Below are 17,530 nucleotides of genomic sequence, written 5' to 3' on the forward strand. Positions count from 1 at the left end.
AAGAAGAGATCATGACTCCCCCTGAGAAGCTCAAGCTGGTCAGCCACGTCGACGCCATCAACTGGAACCGCATCCAGGACGACAAGGACGTGGAGGTCTGGAACCGCCTGACGAGCAACTTCTGGCTGCCCGAGAAGGTCCCGCTGTCCAACGACATCCAGTCGTGGAACACGCTGACCCACGACGAGCAGCAGCTCACGATGCGCGTGTTCACGGGCCTGACCCTGCTCGACACCATCCAGGGCACGGTCGGCGCCGTCTCGCTGATCCCCGACGCGCTCACCCCGCACGAGGAGGCCGTCTACACGAACATCGCGTTCATGGAGTCGGTGCACGCGAAGTCGTACTCCTCGGTGTTCTCGACCCTGTCGAACACCCAGGACATCGACGAGGCGTTCCGCTGGTCGGTCGAGAACCCGAACCTGCAGAAGAAGGCGTCCATCGTCATGGACTACTACCGCGGCGACGACCCCCTGAAGCGGAAGGTCGCCTCCACGCTGCTGGAGTCGTTCCTCTTCTACTCGGGCTTCTACCTGCCGATGTACTGGTCCTCGCGCGCCAAGCTCACCAACACCGCGGACCTGGTGCGCCTGATCATCCGCGACGAGGCCGTGCACGGCTACTACATCGGCTACAAGTTCCAGAAGGGACTCGAGCTGGTCGACCAGGCCAAGCGCGACGAGATCAAGGACTACACGTTCTCGCTGCTCTACGAGCTCTACGACAACGAGGCGCAGTACACCCAGGACCTCTACGACCAGCTCGGCCTGACCGAGGACGTCAAGAAGTTCCTGCACTACAACGCCAACAAGGCCCTGATGAACCTCGGCTACGAGCCGATGTTCCCCAAGCAGGTCACCGATGTGAACCCCGCGATCCTGTCGGCCCTCTCGCCCAACGCGGACGAGAACCACGACTTCTTCTCGGGCTCCGGCTCCTCCTACGTGATCGGCAAGGCGGTGAACACCGAGGACGAGGACTGGGACTTCTAGGCGTCGACACCACGTCCCGGCCTCCACGGCGAACGGCTCCTCCCCTCTCGGGTGAGGAGCCGTTCCTCGTTCCCGGGGTGCCTGCAGTCACATGCTGGTCGAGTAGCCCGACACGAGCGTTTCGCATGCTGGTCGAGTAGCCCCGCAGGGGCGTATCGAGACCCGCCGTCCTCAGAAGGCGGGTCTGCAGACCGTCGTCGGACGCTGGTGGATCTCGATACGCCCGCTCCGCGGACTACTCGATCAGCATGAAGCGCGGCCACCAAGGCGTGTCGGCGTGCTCACTTCAGCGGCAGCCGCATCAGGATGCGCGGGAAGCCGTTGAGCACCGAGGTCGTGTCGGCCGCGTGCGAGAAGCCGGCCTTCTCGAAGAGGGCGCGGGTGCCGACGTAGGCCATCGTCTGCTCCACCCGCGCGACGGCGTTGTCGACGGGGTAGCCCTCGATCGCGGGAGCGCCGTGAGAGCGGGCGAAGTCGACGGCGCCCGCGAGCAGGGCGTGCGAGATCCCGCGCCTGCGGAAGCCGGGCCGGACCCGGATGCACCAGACGCTCCAGACGTCGACGTCGTCGACGTGCGGGATCCTCCGGTTCTTCGCGTAGCTGGTGTCGGCGCGACGGTGCACGGCGGCCCAGCCCGCCACCTCGCCGCCGTCGTAGGCGAGGACGCCGGGCGGGGGGTCCTGCGCGACGAGCTCGCGCATCCGCTCGCCGCGGGCCGGGCCCCGGAGGGCGTTGTTCTCGGTGGAGGAGAGCAGCCGGTAGCTCAGGCACCAGCACACGCTCGCGTCGGGCCGCTTCGGGCCGTTCATCGTCGCCAGGTCGTCGAAGACGGTGGCTGGGCGCACTTCGATCGTCATGGCGGCAGCCTCCCACCGCGGCGTCCCTCCGGCAAGGCGCTCGATTCACCACTCCGGCGAATGAATCGCACCAGCACCCCCTGTTGGACGGCGCACAGGCGGCGCCCGTACCGTGGTCGAGGTATCCAACGAAGGAGCACTCCCTTGAAGCACGTCCCCCTCGGCGCCTCCGGCCTCGACTCCCCGAACGTCGTCCTCGGCCTCATGCGCATCCCCGACATGACCGACGACGCCATCCGCGACCTCGTCCGCACCGCCCGCGACTCCGGCATCGACTTCTTCGACCACGCCGACGTCTACGGCGGCGAGCTGCACCGCTGCGAGGAGCGCTTCGCCGAGGCGCTGGCGCTCACTCCGTCCGAGCGTGAGCAGGTCGTCCTGCAGACCAAGGCCGGGATCGTCGGCGACGGCCCGTACTTCGACTTCTCCTACGAGCACCTGATGCAGTCGGTCGAGGGCTCGCTGAAGGCGCTGCGCACCGACTACATCGACGTGCTCCTGCTGCACCGCCCCGACGCGCTGGTCGAGCCCGACGAGGTCGCCCGCGCCTTCGACGAGCTGCACGCCGCCGGCAAGGTCAAGCACTTCGGTGTCTCCAACCAGACGCCGTACCAGATCGAGCTGCTCAAGAAGTCGCTGAACCAGCCGATCGTCGCAAATCAGCTGCAGCTCTCGATCACGCACTCGCCGATGATCGCGCAGGGCGTGGCCTCGAACATGATCGCCGAGGACCAGTCGGTGATGCGCGACGCGGGCATCCTCGACTACTGCCGCCTCAACGACATCACCGTGCAGGCCTGGTCGCCGTTCCAGAGCGGCTTCTTCACCGGCGTCTTCCTCGACAACCCCGAGTACGGCGAGCTGAACGCGGTCCTCGACCGCCTCGCCGCCCAGTACGACGTCCCGCCCCTCGCCGTCGCGACCGCCTGGATCACCCGCCACCCGGCGAAGATGCAGGTCGTCCTCGGCACGACGAACGAGCAGCGCGTGCGCGATGCAGCCCTCGGCTCCGACCTGCCGCTCACGCGGCCGGAGTGGTACGAGCTGTTCCGCGCCGCGGGCCACATCGTCCCCTAGAGCTCCCACCCCGGAGGAACGCGCGTCGGCGCACAGGGAGGCACGGACCGGACAGGGTCCGTGCCTCCTCTCCGTCTGCCCCCTCCGCGAGATGCCACTTGTGCACGCGACACGCCGCAGAAGGCGTGCACAAGTGGCATCTCGCGGGCGGGAATAGGGGAGGGCCCCCTGCGTTGAACTTGAGTGCAAGTGACTCAACTCTTTCAGGAGGACTGGTGCCCGACAACTTCAACGAGGCCGGAGCGAGCTCGTTCGACGACTTCCTCGCCCGCTACCTCGACGGTGAGCGCGCCCGCGCGGCGCGGTCCATCGACCTCAGCCGCTTCCTCAGCGCACGCACCCAGAGCATCCTGCAGTCCGCAGGACGCTTCGCTCTCGAGCGCGGCCAGACCGAGCTCGACGCCCTGCACGTGCTGCGGGTCCTCGTCGACGACGAGGCCGTGTCGCAGGCGGTCCGCCGCATCGGCGTCGACCCCGGCGCCATCGCGACCGCCACGGAGGCGCGCCTGCCGCAGGCGAGCGAGGCTCCGGCCTCGCAGAACGCGGCGACCATCACCCCGAGCGCCCAGCGCGCGCTCTTCCACTCCTACCAGGTCGCCCGCTCCAGCGGCTCGACCTACATCGACCCCGAGCACCTCTTCTTCGCGCTCGTGCTTGGCCAGGACGCGCCCGCCGGGCAGGTCCTCGCCCGCGCCGGCGTGACTGCGGAGGCGCTCACCCAGGGCCTGCGCGAGACCGTCGCCGGCGAGCAGACCGTCCCCGAGCAGGGCGCACCCGCGTCCGAGACCCCGATGCTCGACAAGTTCGGCACCGACCTCACCGAGCTCGCCCGCGAGGGCCGGCTCGACCCGGTGATCGGCCGCTCCGACGAGATCGAGCAGGCCGTCGAGATCCTCAGCCGCCGCACCAAGAACAACCCGGTGCTCGTCGGCGAGGCCGGCGTCGGCAAGACCGCCGTCGTCGAGGGCCTGGCCCGCGCGATCGTGGCCGGCGAGGTCCCGGAGCAGCTGCGCGAGAAGCGCGTCGTCTCGCTCGACCTGCCCGCCATGCTCGCGGGCACCCGCTACCGCGGCGACTTCGAGGAGCGCCTCACCACGACGATGGACGAGATCGCGGCCCACTCGGGCGAGCTGATCGTCTTCATCGACGAGGTGCACACCGTCGTCGGCGCCGGTGGCGCGGGCGAGGGCGGCATGGACGCGGGGAACATCCTCAAGCCCCGGCTGGCCCGCGGCGAGCTGCATCTGATCGGTGCGACCACGCTCAAGGAGTACCGCACCATCGAGAAGGACCCGGCCCTCGAGCGCCGGTTCCAGCCGGTCCGCATCGGCGAGCCGAGCATCGAGGACGCCGTGGCGATCCTGCACGGCCTCCGCGGCGCCTACGAGGAGCACCACCGCGTCGCCTTCACCGACGACGCGCTGCGAGCCTCCGTCGAGCTCTCCGCCCGCTACCTGCCCGACCGGGTGCTGCCCGACAAGGCGATCGACCTGATCGACCAGGCCGGCGCGCGCCTGCGCCTGAAGCTCGGCGCGGGGGTCGACACCGACGCGCTGCTCGCGCGGCTCGCCACCCTCGAAGGCGACAAGAACGCGGCCGTCTCGGCCGAGCACTACGAGGAGGCGTCGCGCCTGCGCGACGAGATCACCGCGGTGCAGGCGTCGCTCGACGCGGCGACCGCCGGGGGAGCCGTCTCGCAGGAGGCGGTCGTCGGCGAGGCCGAGATCGCCGCGGTCGTCGCCCGTGCCACCGGCATCCCGGTGTCGCGGCTGACCGAGGGGGAGCGCGACCGGCTCGCGCAGCTCGAGACCGAGCTGCACCGGCGCGTCATCGGCCAGGACGCCGCGGTCGCCGCGGTCGCCCGCGCCGTCCGCCGCAGCCGGACCGGGATGGGCGACTCCTCGCGGCCCGTCGGCTCGTTCCTCTTCCTCGGCCCGACCGGCGTCGGCAAGACCGAGCTGGCCCGCACCCTCGCGGGCTCGCTGTTCGCCGACGAGCAGTCGGTGATCCGCTTCGACATGAGCGAGTTCGGCGAGCGGCACACCGTCTCGCGGCTGGTCGGCTCCCCTCCCGGCTACGTCGGCTACGACGAGGCCGGTCAGCTGACCGAGCGCGTGCGCCGGAACCCGTACTCGGTCGTGCTCTTCGACGAGATCGAGAAGGCCCACCCGGACGTCTTCAACCTGCTGCTGCAGGTGCTCGACGACGGACGCCTGACCGACGGTCAGGGCCGCACGGTCGACTTCCGGAACACGGTGATCATCATGACCTCGAACCTGGGGTCGGAGTTCCTCGCCTCGCGCTCCGGTGCGCTCGGCTTCGTCGCGCAGAGCGACGAGTCGGCCGAGGGCTTCGCCTCGGAGAAGGACCTGCACGACCGCGTGATGGGCCGGCTCCGCGAGGCGATGCGACCGGAGTTCCTCAACCGGATCGACGAGATCGTGCTGTTCCGCCGGCTCGGCCGTGCGCAGCTGCGCGAGATCGTCGGGCTGGTGCTCGAGGCCAGCCGTGCGCGGCTCGCCTCGCGCGACGTCTCGCTCGAGGTCGCCGAGGCCGCGGTCGACTGGCTCGCCGAGCACGGCTACGAGCCGCAGTACGGCGCCCGGCCGCTCCGCCGCCTGGTGCAGCGCTGGGTCGACGACCGCATCGCCGACCTGTTCGTCTCCGGCGACGTGACCGACGGCGGCGTCGTCCGCGTCGACGCCGTCGCCGGCGACCTCGTCGTGACCTCGAAGGCGACCCTCCCCCTGGCAGCCTGACCCCCTGGTGAGCGGACGCCCCCGGCGTCCCTCCCGCGAGATGCCACTTGTGCACGCTTTTCACGGCGTGTCGCGTGCACAAGTGGCATCTCGCGGAGGGGGAGGCCGGGGGTTTCGTGCGCTCGGGGGCCGTGCGGGGACGGGTGTCGAGTGGTTGCGGGGGGTCGCGCGGGTGGGTAGACACGAGGGACGAGAACCGGAGGCACGATGACGAACCCGCGCTACTACGACCCGGTCGGCAAGGCGGTCCGCGCACTCCTGGTCATCAGCTTCGTCTGCTTCGGACTCGCGGTCGGCTTCTTCGCCCTCGACATCGTGATGCCCGGCAGCATGACCGACGCACACCGCCCCTGGTCGGAGGCGAGCGGCGGACTGGCCTGCTTCGGGATCGCGGCGCTGATCGTCCACTACGCGACGGTCGCCATCGTCGGCGCGCTGCGCGGCCGCGGCTGACGCGGCCCCCGTCTGCTGATCGAGGAGTTCGCGGAGCGGGCGGATCGAGATCGACCAGCGTCAGAATGCGGGTCTGCAGACCTGGCATGCTGGGGACGGTGGGTCTCGATACGCCCCTGCGGGGCTACTCGACCAGCATGAAGGCAGCGTCGGCGCTTCCTCTGCTGATCGAGTAGCCCGCGCAGCGGGCGTATCGAGATCCGCTGGCGTCAGAAGCCGAATCCGCAATGACCGGCATGATGCGCGAGCTCCGGCACGCGGAAACGGCTCCGGCTCGCGAGAACCCGGGGGGTTCTGCGAGCCGGAGGCGGATTCACGTGCCGGAGGTGGGGGCTACGGGCACTTCTTCGCGGTGATGGCGACGCGGAGGGTGGCGTCGGGGGAGACGCCGGTGCCGCCCGCGGGGTCCTGGCCGGTGACCTGGCCGGCGTCGGGGGCGTTGCCGTTCTCGGTGCAGGACAGGGTGATCTTCGAGAAGCCGGCCGAGGCGAACGCGGCCTTGGCGGTCTCGAGGTCCTGACCGACGACGTTCGGCACCGTCTGCTGACCGGCGGCGGGGGCGGCCGGAGGGGCGGGTTCCGCGGTCGGGGCGGGGGCGGGCGCCGGGCCCGAGCTCGGGATGATCGTCACCATGGTGCCGCGGGTCGCGGTGCCGGAGGGGCTCTGGCGGACGACGGTGCCCGACGCGGCGGAGTTCGCCTCGGCGGCGCCCTCGCTCACGCTGAAACCGGCCGACTCGAGCTTCGCCCGGGCATCGCCGACCGACAGGCCGGTCACGTCGGGGACGTTGACGCGCGGCACGACCTGCAGGGAGCCGTCCGCCTCGGGGAACGTGGTGCCGCCGTACTTAGCGTTGGCGGCGGCCATGACCACCGGCCAGATTCGGTGGCGAGCGGTCGCCGCGGATCCGGAGTCGAAGGAGTAGCGCGGAGCACGGAGGCTCGCGGCACCCTTGATGTTGAAGACACCCACGGCGGTCGCGACGCGGGTGCTCGCCCCGGTCATCCAGGTCGCGACGGCGTCGTCGGTGGTTCCGGTCTTGCCGATCAGCGGGATGCTGTCGGGAGTGCGGGAGGAGACCGCGGTGCCGCCGTTAGTGAACGTCGACTGCAGTGCGACGGCAGCCGTAGCGGCGACATTGCGGTCGATCGACTGCCGGCAGTCCGCCGACGGGACCGGCTGCTCGGCGCCAGTGGCATCGGTGATGCGGTCGATCGCGATCGGGTTGCACGTCGATCCGCCCGAGGCGATGGTCGCGTAGGCGCCGGCCATCGACAGCGGCGAGACGTAGTTGGTGCCGAGGACCGTGGCCGGGAACTTGTCGAGCTCGCCGTCGCTGCCCTGCACCACGCCCATGTCCTTCGCCGTGTTGCGGATGGCACACAGGTCGAGCTCGCGAGCCATCCCCACGAAGCCGGTGTTCAGGGACGTCTTGGTGAAGCTGACGGGCGTGCCGACCTGGCCGTTGCCGCCCTCGTCGTTCCGGGCGGCGGTGTCGGAGCTGGTCGTCGAGCCGCCCGGCTCACACGAGTCCTCGAACGTCCCCCACGTCGCCTTCCGGGTCCCGTCCACGGACTCGTTGATGCTGTGCCCCTCCTTCAGCCACTCCACCAGGGTGAAGAGCTTGTAGGTGGAGCCGGGCTGGATGCCCGAGGAGCCGCCGTAGGCGCGGTCGGTGCTGAGGTTGATGGCGCTGTAGGAGGGGTCGGCCGCGAGGACGTCCGGGTCCTGCGAGTACTTCTTGTTCTGCGTCATCGCGAGGACGCGGCCGGAGCCGACCTCGACGCTGACGGAGACCGCTCCGACATCGAAGTTCCAGGTCTGCGGGACCTGCGCGTTGACGGCGGCGACGGCCGCGTTCTGCAGGTCGACGTCGAGCGTCGTGTAGACGTCGAGGCCGCCGCGGCGGAAGTTCGTCCAGCGGGTGTCCTCGTCGTCGCCGAACACCGGGTCGTTCTTGAGGATGTTCGTGACGTAGTCGCAGAAGTAGCCCGCGTCGCCGGCGGTGGAGCAGCCGGTGCTCGGCTCGGTGATCTGCGGCTCGATCGGCGACGCGATGGCGGCGTCGTGATCCTCCTGCGAGATCTTCCCCTCCTCCAGCATCTTGCCGATGATGTAGTCGCGGCGGTCCTTGTTGCGCAGGTAGCCGTTCGCGGCGCCGTTGTCGGGGTTGTCCGGCTGGTCGAGGCGGAGCACGGCCGGGTTGTTCACGATCGCGATGAGGCTGGCGGCCTGGGCGACGGTGAGGTTCGCAGCGGTGGTGTTGTAGTAGTAGTTGGCGGCGGTCTCGATGCCGTAGGTGGTGCCGCCGAAGAAGGCGATGTTGAGGTAGCCCTGGAGGATCTGGTCCTTCGAGTACTCCTTCTCGAGGCCGATCGCGAGCTTCATCTCGCGGAGCTTGCGCTCGGGGGAGGTGCGCGTCGCGGCGTCGATGGCGGCGGCGCGCTCGGCCTCGTCGGTGATGTTGCGGACGGCCTTCTCGACCAGCACGTTCTTCACGTACTGCTGCGTGATGGAGGAGCCGCCCTGGGTGTCGTTGCCGAGGACGTAGGTCTGCGCGACGGCGCGCAGGGTGCCGGGGAGGTCGACTCCGCCGTGCTCGTAGAAGCGGGGGTCCTCGCCGGAGACGGCGGCGTCCTTGGCGAACTGCGAGATCTGGTCCAGCGGGACCTCGATGCGGTTCTCGACGTAGAAGGAGGCGAGCAGCTGCGGGGAGCCGTCCGCGCGGGTCGCGTAGATGTTGCTCTTCTCGGAGAGCTTGTCGACCTCGAGGTACTCGGGGAGACCGTCGAACACTCCGATGGACTGGTTCGCGGCGACGCCGGCGATCGCCACGGCAGGAGTGACGGTGGCGGTCACGAGGACTCCTGCCACGACACTCATGCCGAGGAAGCCCACGACCGCCTTGATCACGCCACCGGTTGTCCTGCTGTCGGACGCCAAACCTTCTCCTTCGGGTCACCCCCGATCATCGCGACGGCCGCCGCCGACGCCCCGGACGCCCATACGCGCCGGGTCAACCCCGACAGACTAACCCGAGACCCGGGAATGACGAAGGGCCGGTCCGGGGCCTGAAAAGGGCCTGTGCACGGGAGACGAGGGTCCGGGACGTCACCGGAGCCCATGCGGACGCCCGGATCGGTGCTCCGATCGCGGCCGTCAGCCGGTGACCGGCCAGACGTAGTCGAGCCCCGGCAGGGTGTCCGGGAAGAGCGGCGCGTAGTGCTCCGGGTCCTTCTCCACCAGCTTCGAGCGGTGCGAGAGGTGCACGTCGTCGCGGCCGAACCAGGGCGGCAGCTCGATCGTCCCGGCGCGGTACAGCGCCAGGTCGGCGCGCTGCGTCGCCAGCGCCGCCTCGGTCTTCTCGAGGCAGGTGTCGGCGAAGCCGCGGTCGGTCCAGGCGTCGCAGGTCTCGCGCTGGTAGGCCATCACGGCCGGCCGGTAGCCGCGCCACATCCGCACGGCGGGGTGGTGCTGCCAGCCGTAGCCGGGAACGGTGAGCGCGCGCATGATCTGCAGCGTCTCGATCCGCTGCTTCCCGAGCCGCTTGCTGTCGAGGGCGCGGGCGCTCGCGCGGAGATCGGGGACGGGGAGGAAGGTCTGCACCCGCCCCATCCAAGACGACGCGGATGGTCCCGGGCTGTGTCCGCCCGGACGCCGCCCGGCCACCGGACCGTCACGCCGATGTCGCCTGCGCGGCGTACCGTGCGGCGCATGACCGGTCTCCCCCTTCTCGCCACCGACGACGTCCAGCTGCGCTGGGCGCGCCCCGAGGTGCTCGACTCCGCCCGGCACCGGATGCTCCGGCTGCTCACCCTCGCCGAGCGCCTGCGCTACGAGGCCACCGGCCGCCGCGAGGTGCGCGACGGCTTCCTCCTCGGCCGGGTGCTCGTCCGCGAGCTCGCCGCCGAGACGCTCGGGATCGATCCGCTCGACGTCCGCGTCGACGCGCGCTGCGAGCAGTGCGGCGGGCCGCACGGCCGCCCGGTGCTCGGCGGCGACCACCCGGCGCTCGAGCGGATGCGGATCAGCATCGCCCACTGCGACGGCGCCGTCGTCGCCGCGCTGGCCACCGGTCGCGGGATCGGCATCGCCGCCGCCCGGAGCCGCGCGGTGCGCGAGCGGATCGCCTCGGGGAGCGCGAGCGCGGAGCAGGTGCTGCAGGAGCTGCGGACCCGCGCCGTGAGGAAGGCCGACGGACGCGGGGCGTCGAGCGGCGATCCGGTCCTCTTCCGCACCCGCGAGGGGGCGACGGAGGCGTGGATCGAGGGCTCCGAGGGCTACCTCGCCGTCTCGGAGCCGGTGGTGCACTCGGCGCTCGTCGTCACGGTCGCGGTCGCGCAGGACTGAGGGCGCGTCGCGCCGCACTCGGGCGGTGCCCGTCGGCACGCGGCGCGCGCCGGGGCACCCGACGACGGGCGCCGCCGACCGGTTGTCCCGCCGTCGCGCCCTACTCTCCGAGGACTCTCCTCCCACCGAGTCCTCGGGAGTCCTGCATGCCCGGTCGAGCTGGGCGCGTCCGCGCGCCCGTCCGCCCTCCCGTCCGCGCTCGACGGGCGAGGCGTCCGCGCGCTGTCGCGGCCGTCGCGGCGGCCCTGATCGCACTGGTCCTCGCGGGTTGCGCGGCGTCGGAGCCTGCCGCCCCCGTGCGGAGCGACGACGTCGACATCAGCGCCTCCGAAGACCTCGGCGCCGTCCTCGACCGGTCGACCGCCGTGATCGTGCTCCCGATCGACGCGTACTTCCTCGACCCGGCCACGCAGGGGCGGGTGGCGCAGGCGAACGCGCTGCTGCTCGACGCGTGCCTCCGGGAGGCCGACCGGTCCTACCCGCCGGCCCGGCTCGGACCGATGGTCCGTCCGCCGCTCGCCGACAGCGTCTACGGGGTGTGGACCCAGGAGCAGGCGTCGCGCTCCGGCTACGAGCTCGACGGGGAGCGGACGGCCTTGATGCACGCGCTGGACGAGTCGCTCCTGGCCGCGAGCCGGGCGGATCCGGGCTGGGGGCCCGCCTTCGCCGGCTGCCTCGAGTCGACGGAGCAGCTGCCCGGGCTCGGCCGCGACAGCGCGGACGCGGAGTCGCTCGCGATCACGGAGCTGCCGCGGCGGATCCGGGAGCGGGCGAGGTCCGCCGCCGAGGCGCGGCCGGAGTGGGCGGCGACCCGCGCGCGCTGGAGCGCCTGCCTGGTCGAGCACGGCCTCGTGCTGCGCACCGGCGAGCACTCGCCGGGGACGCCGGAGGTGCCGGTCGACCGCGAGGCGGCGATCCGGGCGGCCCTGATCGACGTGGGGTGCAAGGAGGAGACGGCCCTGGTCGAGACGCTGAGCGGGCTGGAGGCGCGGTACCAGGCGGCGCTGATCGAGCAGCACCGCGAGGCGCTCGCCGAGGTCGCCGAGCGGGAGCACGCCGTCGCGGTGCGGGCGGACGAGATCCTGGCGACGCTCGGGGAGTGAGGGTCGGGTCGGCTCACTCGAAGAGCGAGAGCGTGAGCGTCGAGCGGTAGCCGCCGGCGGCGACGGTCGGCTCGGTGCCGAGCAGGAGGGCGGCGGTCGCGGACCACGAGCCGGACGCCGCGGGGGAGTCGTCGGCGGCGCTGAGGAGCACCGCGTCGCTGAGGCCCGGGCCGCCGTCGAGGGTTCCTGCGACGTGGGGGCCCGCGGAGACCGCGTCACCGGTGCCCCTCAGCTCCGGGGTCCAGCCGAGGTGCTCGGCGCCGATCGTGCGGCCGCTCGCGCCGGTGAAGTCGCTCGCGGAGCCGAGGACGTACCAGCCGGAGGTGGCCGGGCTCTGCGCGGAATCGCGGGTGTCGGTGACCGTGACGGTGGGCAGGGCGCCGATGAACTGGCGGCGCAGGGGGGTGGAGCCGGATTCGACGAGAGTGGCGGACGAGTCGGCGACGGTCATCGACAGGGCTCCGGGGGCGGTCGGCGGGTCGATGGTGACGCCCACGTCGACGCCGCCGGCGTCCTGCTGCTCGGGGACGCGCTCCGGGGACTCGGGCGCGGGAGTCGCGGCGGGGGAGGCTCCGTCGGGGGAGTCGTTCTCAGCGGGGGAGCCGTCTGCGGAGTCGTCAGCGGGCGAGGCGTCGGCGGCCGGGGTGCTCGTCGGCGGGGGGACCGCGCAGCAGGCGGTCGTCGCGTCCGAGCCGCGACCGCTGCGCGTGGCGGAGGACGGCCAGGGCAGGGCCGTCGGCGAGGCGGACGCGGAGGCGACGGGGACGGGGACGGGCGCGGCGGTGGCGGTGGTCTCCGGCGCGGTGACCGCCTCCGGAGCGACAGCCGCCGAGGCGAAGACCAGGCTGAGCGCGAGGGCGGTGGAGGGGACCGCGGTCGCGAGGACGGCGCGGGTGGTGCGGATCACTGAGGTTCCCGTTCTGCCGGACGCGGCGATGCGCCGGCCTGAGATTCCTATCAGTGGCGGGCGGGCGGGGGAGACCCCGCTTCCGGGTGCAGTGGGTGGGTGGGTCTCGATACGCCGCGTGCCGCGGCTACTCGACCAGCATGCAGAGGAGGGGCTGCGGTTCGGCAGGCGAGGGCAGCGGTCCATGCTGATCGAGTAGCCCACGCAGCGGGCGTATCGGGATCCACAGCGTCAGAAGGACGAGTCTGCAGACCTGCCTGCTGAGGACGGTGGGTCTCGATACGCCGCTGCGCGGCTACTCGACCAGCATGAACGGGGCCGCTGCGCGGCTACTCGACCAGCATGGATGGGGCCGCTGCGCGGCTGCTCGACCAGCATGAAGGGTGCCGCTGCGCGGCTACTTGACCAGCATGGAGGGCCGGGTCAGCAGGTGCGGGCCGGGTAGCTCACCTTCTGCTCGAGGGTGGACGGGCCGGACGTCGCGGTCACGGTGACCTCGCCGGACGGCATCGACGCCTGGCGCGTGGTCCAGCTGTGCGTGGCGTTCGCGCCGGCCGCGACGCTCGCGAAGGCCTTCTGCCCGTACGAGGACGAGACGGTGACGCCGATCGGCACGGTCTCGCCGTTGGTCGCCGTCACCGACAGCACGGCCTTGCCGGCGATGCAGCGCGAGGACACGACGGCCGGGACCTTCAGAGCGGGAGCGGCCGCCTCGGGCACCACGATCTCGGTGATCTTCAGATACGAGTTCGGCGTCGAGAAGCTGAGCTTCAGCCCCGTGGCGTCGACCGCGGTGAAGGGGATCGTCGTCAGCGCGCCGTTCGCCGTCGGAGCGACGTTCTGCGCGGACGTCGGGCGCCAGACGCCGTCGGTGCCGCGGTAGGCGATGCTCACCGAGGCGAGCGTGCCCTCGGTGTTCGTGAACGACAGCCCGGCGACGCGGTGCGCCTCCGTGTTCGTCAGCGTGAAGTCCGCACTGCCAGCGAAGGCCTGGTCGGTCCAGGTCGACCACGCCGTCGCGACGTTCCCGTCGCAGGCGTTGCCGGCGGGCAGGGTCGCCCACTTGGTCTGGCTGAACGACGCCGAGACGGCGGCGCCCTTCACCCGGCAGACGTTCACCGGCGGCGCGGTGCCCCAGATCTGCACCTCGGCGATCGACTGCCAGGTGTTCGCGGCGCTCGTCAGGTGGAGGCGGAGGCCGGTGGTGTCCGGCAGCGAGGACAGGTCGAGGGCGACCGTCGGCGCGGCGTCGGTCGCGGCCTGCGAGAGGGTCGCGGCGACGCTGCTCATGGTCCAGGCACCGTTCACCTGGTACTCGACCTCGATGCGCGAGGGCCAGGTCGCCGTCGCGCCGTCCTTGAAGGCGTGCACGGTCACCGAGTCGAGGTTCTGCGGGCTGCTCCAGGAGAAGGCGAGCCGGCTGTCGCGGGGGTAGCCGGTGCCGGTCCAGTCGTCCCAGCCCTTCGCCTTCACGTTCCCGTCGATCAGCGTCGGCGCGAGGTCGGCGCGGCTCGAGACCGTCAGCGAGGCGCCGGGCGCGAGATTCGCGATCCCGGGCTCCGCGACCTCGATCGTGCGGGTGAAGGTGCGGCCGCGCGCGAACTCGGAGTCGGCGGCGAGCGTGCCCGTCACCGTCAGCGTGCCGAGGAGCGCGGGGCCGGTGGGCGCCCAGGCGACCGCGACGTCGCGGGCGGCGGTGTCGGTCTTCACCGAGACCGTGGCGGGCAGGACGGCGGCGACGTCGGCGTTCCGGCGCACCGCGTCGGGGAGGCGGTCGTCGACGACCGACCAGGTGCCGGCTCCGACGCCCTTGTCGTCCCAGTAGGACTCGTTCCAGCCCGCGGCCCAGCGCGCCGGGTCCTCGACGGCGGGGTTGCGCATCTCGAGGCGGCCGTTCTCGCCGATGGTCATCGGCAGCCAGACGTAGTTCGAGTTGGACTCGCCGTCGGCCCAGCGGTCGCCCATGTAGACGTACTTCCCGGGCGCGAGCGTCAGCACGTTGGTCGATTGCGAGCCGAAGGTGGTCTTCCGGGTGTCGCCGACGGAGAGGAGTCCGTCGCCGCCCTCGGGGATCGCGTTGTAGGCGACGTTCTCGTTGACGTCGCCCTTCTCCACTCCGCGGATCCACGAGCCGAGGATCGAGTCGGCCGTGTAGTAGGTCTGCGGGTTGGGCGCCCAGCCGGTCGCTCCGGACGCGATCGTGTAGTACTTCCCGCCGTTCGCGAAGATCGCGGGCGCCTCGAGGTGGCCGCACTCCTTCACGATCTGGAAGTCGGTGCCGCGGACCGGCGCTCCGGCCTTCCCGTCGGCGAAGACGTAGGGGTAGGTGCCGTCGGCCGAGTACTGGTCGGCGTCGAGGGTGTCCGTCGTGGTCGTGCGCTCGACGTTCGTGTAGTCGGCGTCGAGCTTCGCGATGTAGAGGGAGTAGTTCTCCTCGGAGGAGTAGGAGATGTACGCGGTGCCGTCCTCGTCCTGGAAGACGGTCATGTCGCGCGCCTGGCCGGGGACCGCCGAGGTGGTGCAGGCCTGGTAGTTCGACCGGTTGTAGAGCCGGTAGACGCCCTGCATCGTGAAGGGGCCGGTCGGGCTGTCGGAGGTCGCTACTCCCGCCATCGACCGGGCGTAGGTGCTGCCGCCGGGGGTGATCCGGCCGTCGGAGTGCCACCACATGACCCACTTGCCGGTCTTCTCGTTGAAGAGCACCTTGGGCCGCTCGAAGATCGCGGTGTTCGGCGAGGCCTGCGTGGTGTCGAGGTGGTAGTCGAGCTCGGCGATGCGGTCGGCACGCGGCTGGCCGGCGTCGTCGACGGTGTCGTAGAGGGCGTCGAAGTAGGGGGACTTCAGGTCGTCGGGAGTGGCGACGCTGCGCAGCGCGACTCCCTTGTTCTCCCAGTTGTGGCCGTCGGTCGAGCGGTAGACGGCGACGCCGGGGCTGCTCCAGTAGCCCTTGGTGCGGTCCTCGCCGTACCAGTACTGCACCTCCTGGCCGTTCTCCTGCGTGGTGACGATCTGGCCGCCGTGCGCCTGGATGTGGCGCCCGTCGGTGTCGTACCAGGAGGGCTGGAAGTAGTCGGCGGCGGCGCGACCCGGGTCCTGGATCGCGGGGTAGTCGGTGTAGACGGGCGGCGGACTGGTCCGCGGGACTCCGTCGTTCGGGTCGGTGACCACGCCGGAGGGGGCGGCCGCCGCGGGGGACGCTCCCGCTCCGAGGAGGACGGCCGCGAGGAGGGCCGCCACTCCCGCCGCCACGGATCGCTGTCGAGGACTCATGCTGTGCTCCTTTGCACGCCGGACCGATGTTCACGCAAACACCGCTTCTCGACCGTACATGGCGACGTCAACATTAAGCGAGGGGTCCGTGCTGCTCCGCTGGCGGGCGTGGGTCTCGAGACGCCCCTGCGGGGCCGCTCGACCAGCATGCGGGCGCGTCTCGGGGCCCACCGGTCGCGCGGTGGGCAGTCCATGCTGATCGAGTAGCCCGCGGAGCGGGCGTATCGAGATCCACCACCGTTCGGAGTCGGGTCTGCAGGCCCGGCCTGCTGGGCTCGGTGGGTCTCGATACGCCCCTGTGCGGCTACTCGGCCAGCAGGGAGCGCGGGGCGCGCAGCAGCGCGAGCGGGCCGTCGTGCAGCGGCTCCGTCTCCCAGTGCGCCGCGAAGGTGCCGGCGGTGGGGTCGAGCGCGAGGTGCAGGCGGTGCGGCGTCTCGAGGAAGAGCACGTCGACCAGGAGGGCCCCGCCCTCGCCGGAGCCGGCGCTCGCCGCGAACGCGTCCGTGACCGTCCACTCGCCGGAGCCGGGGGCCAGCAGCAGCCGCTCCTCTCCCTCGATCAGCGCGAGGGTCCAGCCGGTGGTGTCGCCCGCGATCTCCAGCGCGGTCAGCGAGCGGATCGCCGACCCGGCCGCGGGCGAGAAGTGCCCGGGCTCCGGCGCCGTGGGCAGTGCGGGGAGCGGCGCGAGCCCGAGCGAGCCGAGGCGCTCGAGCAGCCGGGCGTCGGCGTCGGCCGTCGAGCCGCGGCCGACCGCCGGCAGCAGGTGCTCCCAGACCGCGGCGAGCAGCGCGCCGGTGTCGGTGCTCTGCCCGGTGATGGCTACGACGAGGTCGTGCTCGGGCAGGATCAGGCTGAACTGGCCGTAGGCGCCGTCGGCCCGGTAGCCGTGCAGCGAGCGCCAGAACTGGAAGCCGTAGCCCTGCTCCCAGTCGGGGGAGTCGGCCGGGGGAGTGGCGACGTGGGCGGTCGACGCCTCGGCGACCCACTCCGGCGAGAGGATCGCCACGTCACCCCAGCGCCCCTCCTGCAGATACAGCTGCCCGAGGGCGGCGGCCGCCTCCGTCGTGGTGTGCAGCCCGCTGAAGCCGATCTCGCGATCCGAGGCGTCGCGGATCCAGGCGACCTCGCCGATCCCGAGCGGGTCGAGCAGCCGCGGGCGGAGGTACTCGGTCAGCGGCAGGCCGCTCACGCGCTGCACGATCGCGGCGGCGGCGAAGGTGCAGGGCTGGTTGTAGGCGAAGACGCTGCCCGGATCCTGCTCCGGCGGCAGCAGCAGGAAGCCGCGGACCATGTCGACGGGATCGAGCTCGCGGGCCCGGTCGATGGTCTCGGCGGAGTGCCCGCTCGCCATCGCGAGGATGTCGCGGACGCGGATCGCCCGTGACCGCGGATCCGTGATCTCGGCCTCCAGCTCCGGGAAGAAGGAGAGGACGGTCGCGTCGAGATCGACGAGGCCCTCGCCCACCGCGAGGCCGACCGCCGCGGCGGTGAAGCTCTTGCTGAGCGAGTAGAGCAGGTGCAGCCGCTCGGCCGAGTACGGCGCCCACCAGCCCTCGGCGATCACGGCGCCGGCGTGCACGACCATCAGGCCGTGCAGCTCGACGCCGGGAGCGGCCTCGATCGCGTCGAGCAGATCGAGGACGCCACCGGCGTCGAGGGCGTGGGCGGAGGGGGAGCTTCTCGGCAGTGAGCGCGTCATGCCTCGATGCTACGCAGGCGTGCTCCCGGCCGAGGCGGGGCCGCTGCCGCCGAACGGTCTCGT

12 protein-coding genes are annotated in these 17,530 nt (G+C 71.7%); 6 read left to right on the top strand and 6 right to left on the bottom strand.

All coding sequences use genetic code 11. The features are described 5' to 3' along the window. Positions 1-11: 11 nt before the first annotated feature. Complete coding sequence (nrdF, locus tag EDF43_RS15660; protein WP_123447769.1) at positions 12-992, top strand: class 1b ribonucleoside-diphosphate reductase subunit beta; 981 nt, start codon at positions 12-14, stop codon at positions 990-992. 281 nt (positions 993-1,273) lie between these two features. Here the strand turns inward: nrdF and EDF43_RS15665 are convergent, their stop codons facing one another. Continuing rightward, positions 1,274-1,849: a GNAT family N-acetyltransferase gene (locus EDF43_RS15665; RefSeq protein ID WP_123737340.1), complete on the bottom strand. Its 576-nt coding sequence runs from the start codon at positions 1,847-1,849 to the stop codon at positions 1,274-1,276. A gap of 144 nt (positions 1,850-1,993) precedes the next feature. On the opposite strand from EDF43_RS15665, the gene EDF43_RS15670 reads away from it, so the two are divergent. The 3 genes from EDF43_RS15670 to EDF43_RS15680 all read left to right on the top strand — a co-directional run bounded on the left by EDF43_RS15670 (position 1,994) and on the right by EDF43_RS15680 (position 6,138). Beyond that, the gene (locus EDF43_RS15670) at positions 1,994-2,926 is read left to right on the top strand and encodes an aldo/keto reductase (RefSeq protein WP_260300739.1); all 933 of its coding nucleotides are present in this window, start codon (positions 1,994-1,996) and stop codon (positions 2,924-2,926) included. Between the two features lie 215 nt (positions 2,927-3,141). Next, the gene (locus EDF43_RS15675) at positions 3,142-5,685 is read left to right on the top strand and encodes an ATP-dependent Clp protease ATP-binding subunit (protein ID WP_132437612.1); all 2,544 of its coding nucleotides are present in this window, start codon (positions 3,142-3,144) and stop codon (positions 5,683-5,685) included. Positions 5,686-5,892: 207 nt separating this feature from the next. Next, entirely contained in the window at positions 5,893-6,138 is a 246-nt protein-coding gene (locus EDF43_RS15680) for a hypothetical protein (RefSeq protein WP_123447765.1), read from the top strand. Between the two features lie 333 nt (positions 6,139-6,471). On the opposite strand, the gene EDF43_RS15685 is transcribed toward EDF43_RS15680, so the two are convergent. Both EDF43_RS15685 and EDF43_RS15690 read right to left on the bottom strand, forming a co-directional pair. Beyond that, positions 6,472-9,081, bottom strand: a complete 2,610-nt coding sequence (locus tag EDF43_RS15685) for a transglycosylase domain-containing protein (RefSeq protein ID WP_132437613.1) — start codon at positions 9,079-9,081, stop codon at positions 6,472-6,474. Between the two features lie 216 nt (positions 9,082-9,297). Continuing rightward, positions 9,298-9,744, bottom strand: coding sequence for an MSMEG_6728 family protein (locus EDF43_RS15690; RefSeq protein ID WP_132437614.1), 447 nt, complete (start codon positions 9,742-9,744; stop codon positions 9,298-9,300). 108 nt (positions 9,745-9,852) lie between these two features. On the opposite strand from EDF43_RS15690, the gene EDF43_RS15695 reads away from it, so the two are divergent. Together EDF43_RS15695 and EDF43_RS15700 are read left to right on the top strand one after the other, a co-directional pair. Continuing rightward, complete coding sequence (locus tag EDF43_RS15695; protein ID WP_132437615.1) at positions 9,853-10,488, top strand: 4-phosphopantetheinyl transferase; 636 nt, start codon at positions 9,853-9,855, stop codon at positions 10,486-10,488. Between the two features lie 296 nt (positions 10,489-10,784). Beyond that, entirely contained in the window at positions 10,785-11,591 is an 807-nt protein-coding gene (locus EDF43_RS15700; protein WP_132437616.1) for a hypothetical protein, read from the top strand. Between the two features lie 13 nt (positions 11,592-11,604). Here the strand turns inward: EDF43_RS15700 and EDF43_RS15705 are convergent, their stop codons facing one another. From EDF43_RS15705 to EDF43_RS15715, 3 genes are all read right to left on the bottom strand, one after another. Next, complete coding sequence (locus EDF43_RS15705; protein WP_132437617.1) at positions 11,605-12,498, bottom strand: hypothetical protein; 894 nt, start codon at positions 12,496-12,498, stop codon at positions 11,605-11,607. Between the two features lie 423 nt (positions 12,499-12,921). Next, the gene (locus tag EDF43_RS15710; protein ID WP_132437618.1) at positions 12,922-15,768 is read right to left on the bottom strand and encodes a glycoside hydrolase family 43 protein; all 2,847 of its coding nucleotides are present in this window, start codon (positions 15,766-15,768) and stop codon (positions 12,922-12,924) included. Between the two features lie 304 nt (positions 15,769-16,072). Then, entirely contained in the window at positions 16,073-17,467 is a 1,395-nt protein-coding gene (locus EDF43_RS15715) for a serine hydrolase domain-containing protein (RefSeq protein ID WP_132437619.1), read from the bottom strand. Positions 17,468-17,530: the final 63 nt, after the last annotated feature.

Origin of the sequence: Rathayibacter sp. PhB179, from assembly GCF_004345345.1 — a bacterium.
Lineage (GTDB): Bacteria > Actinomycetota > Actinomycetes > Actinomycetales > Microbacteriaceae > Rathayibacter > Rathayibacter festucae.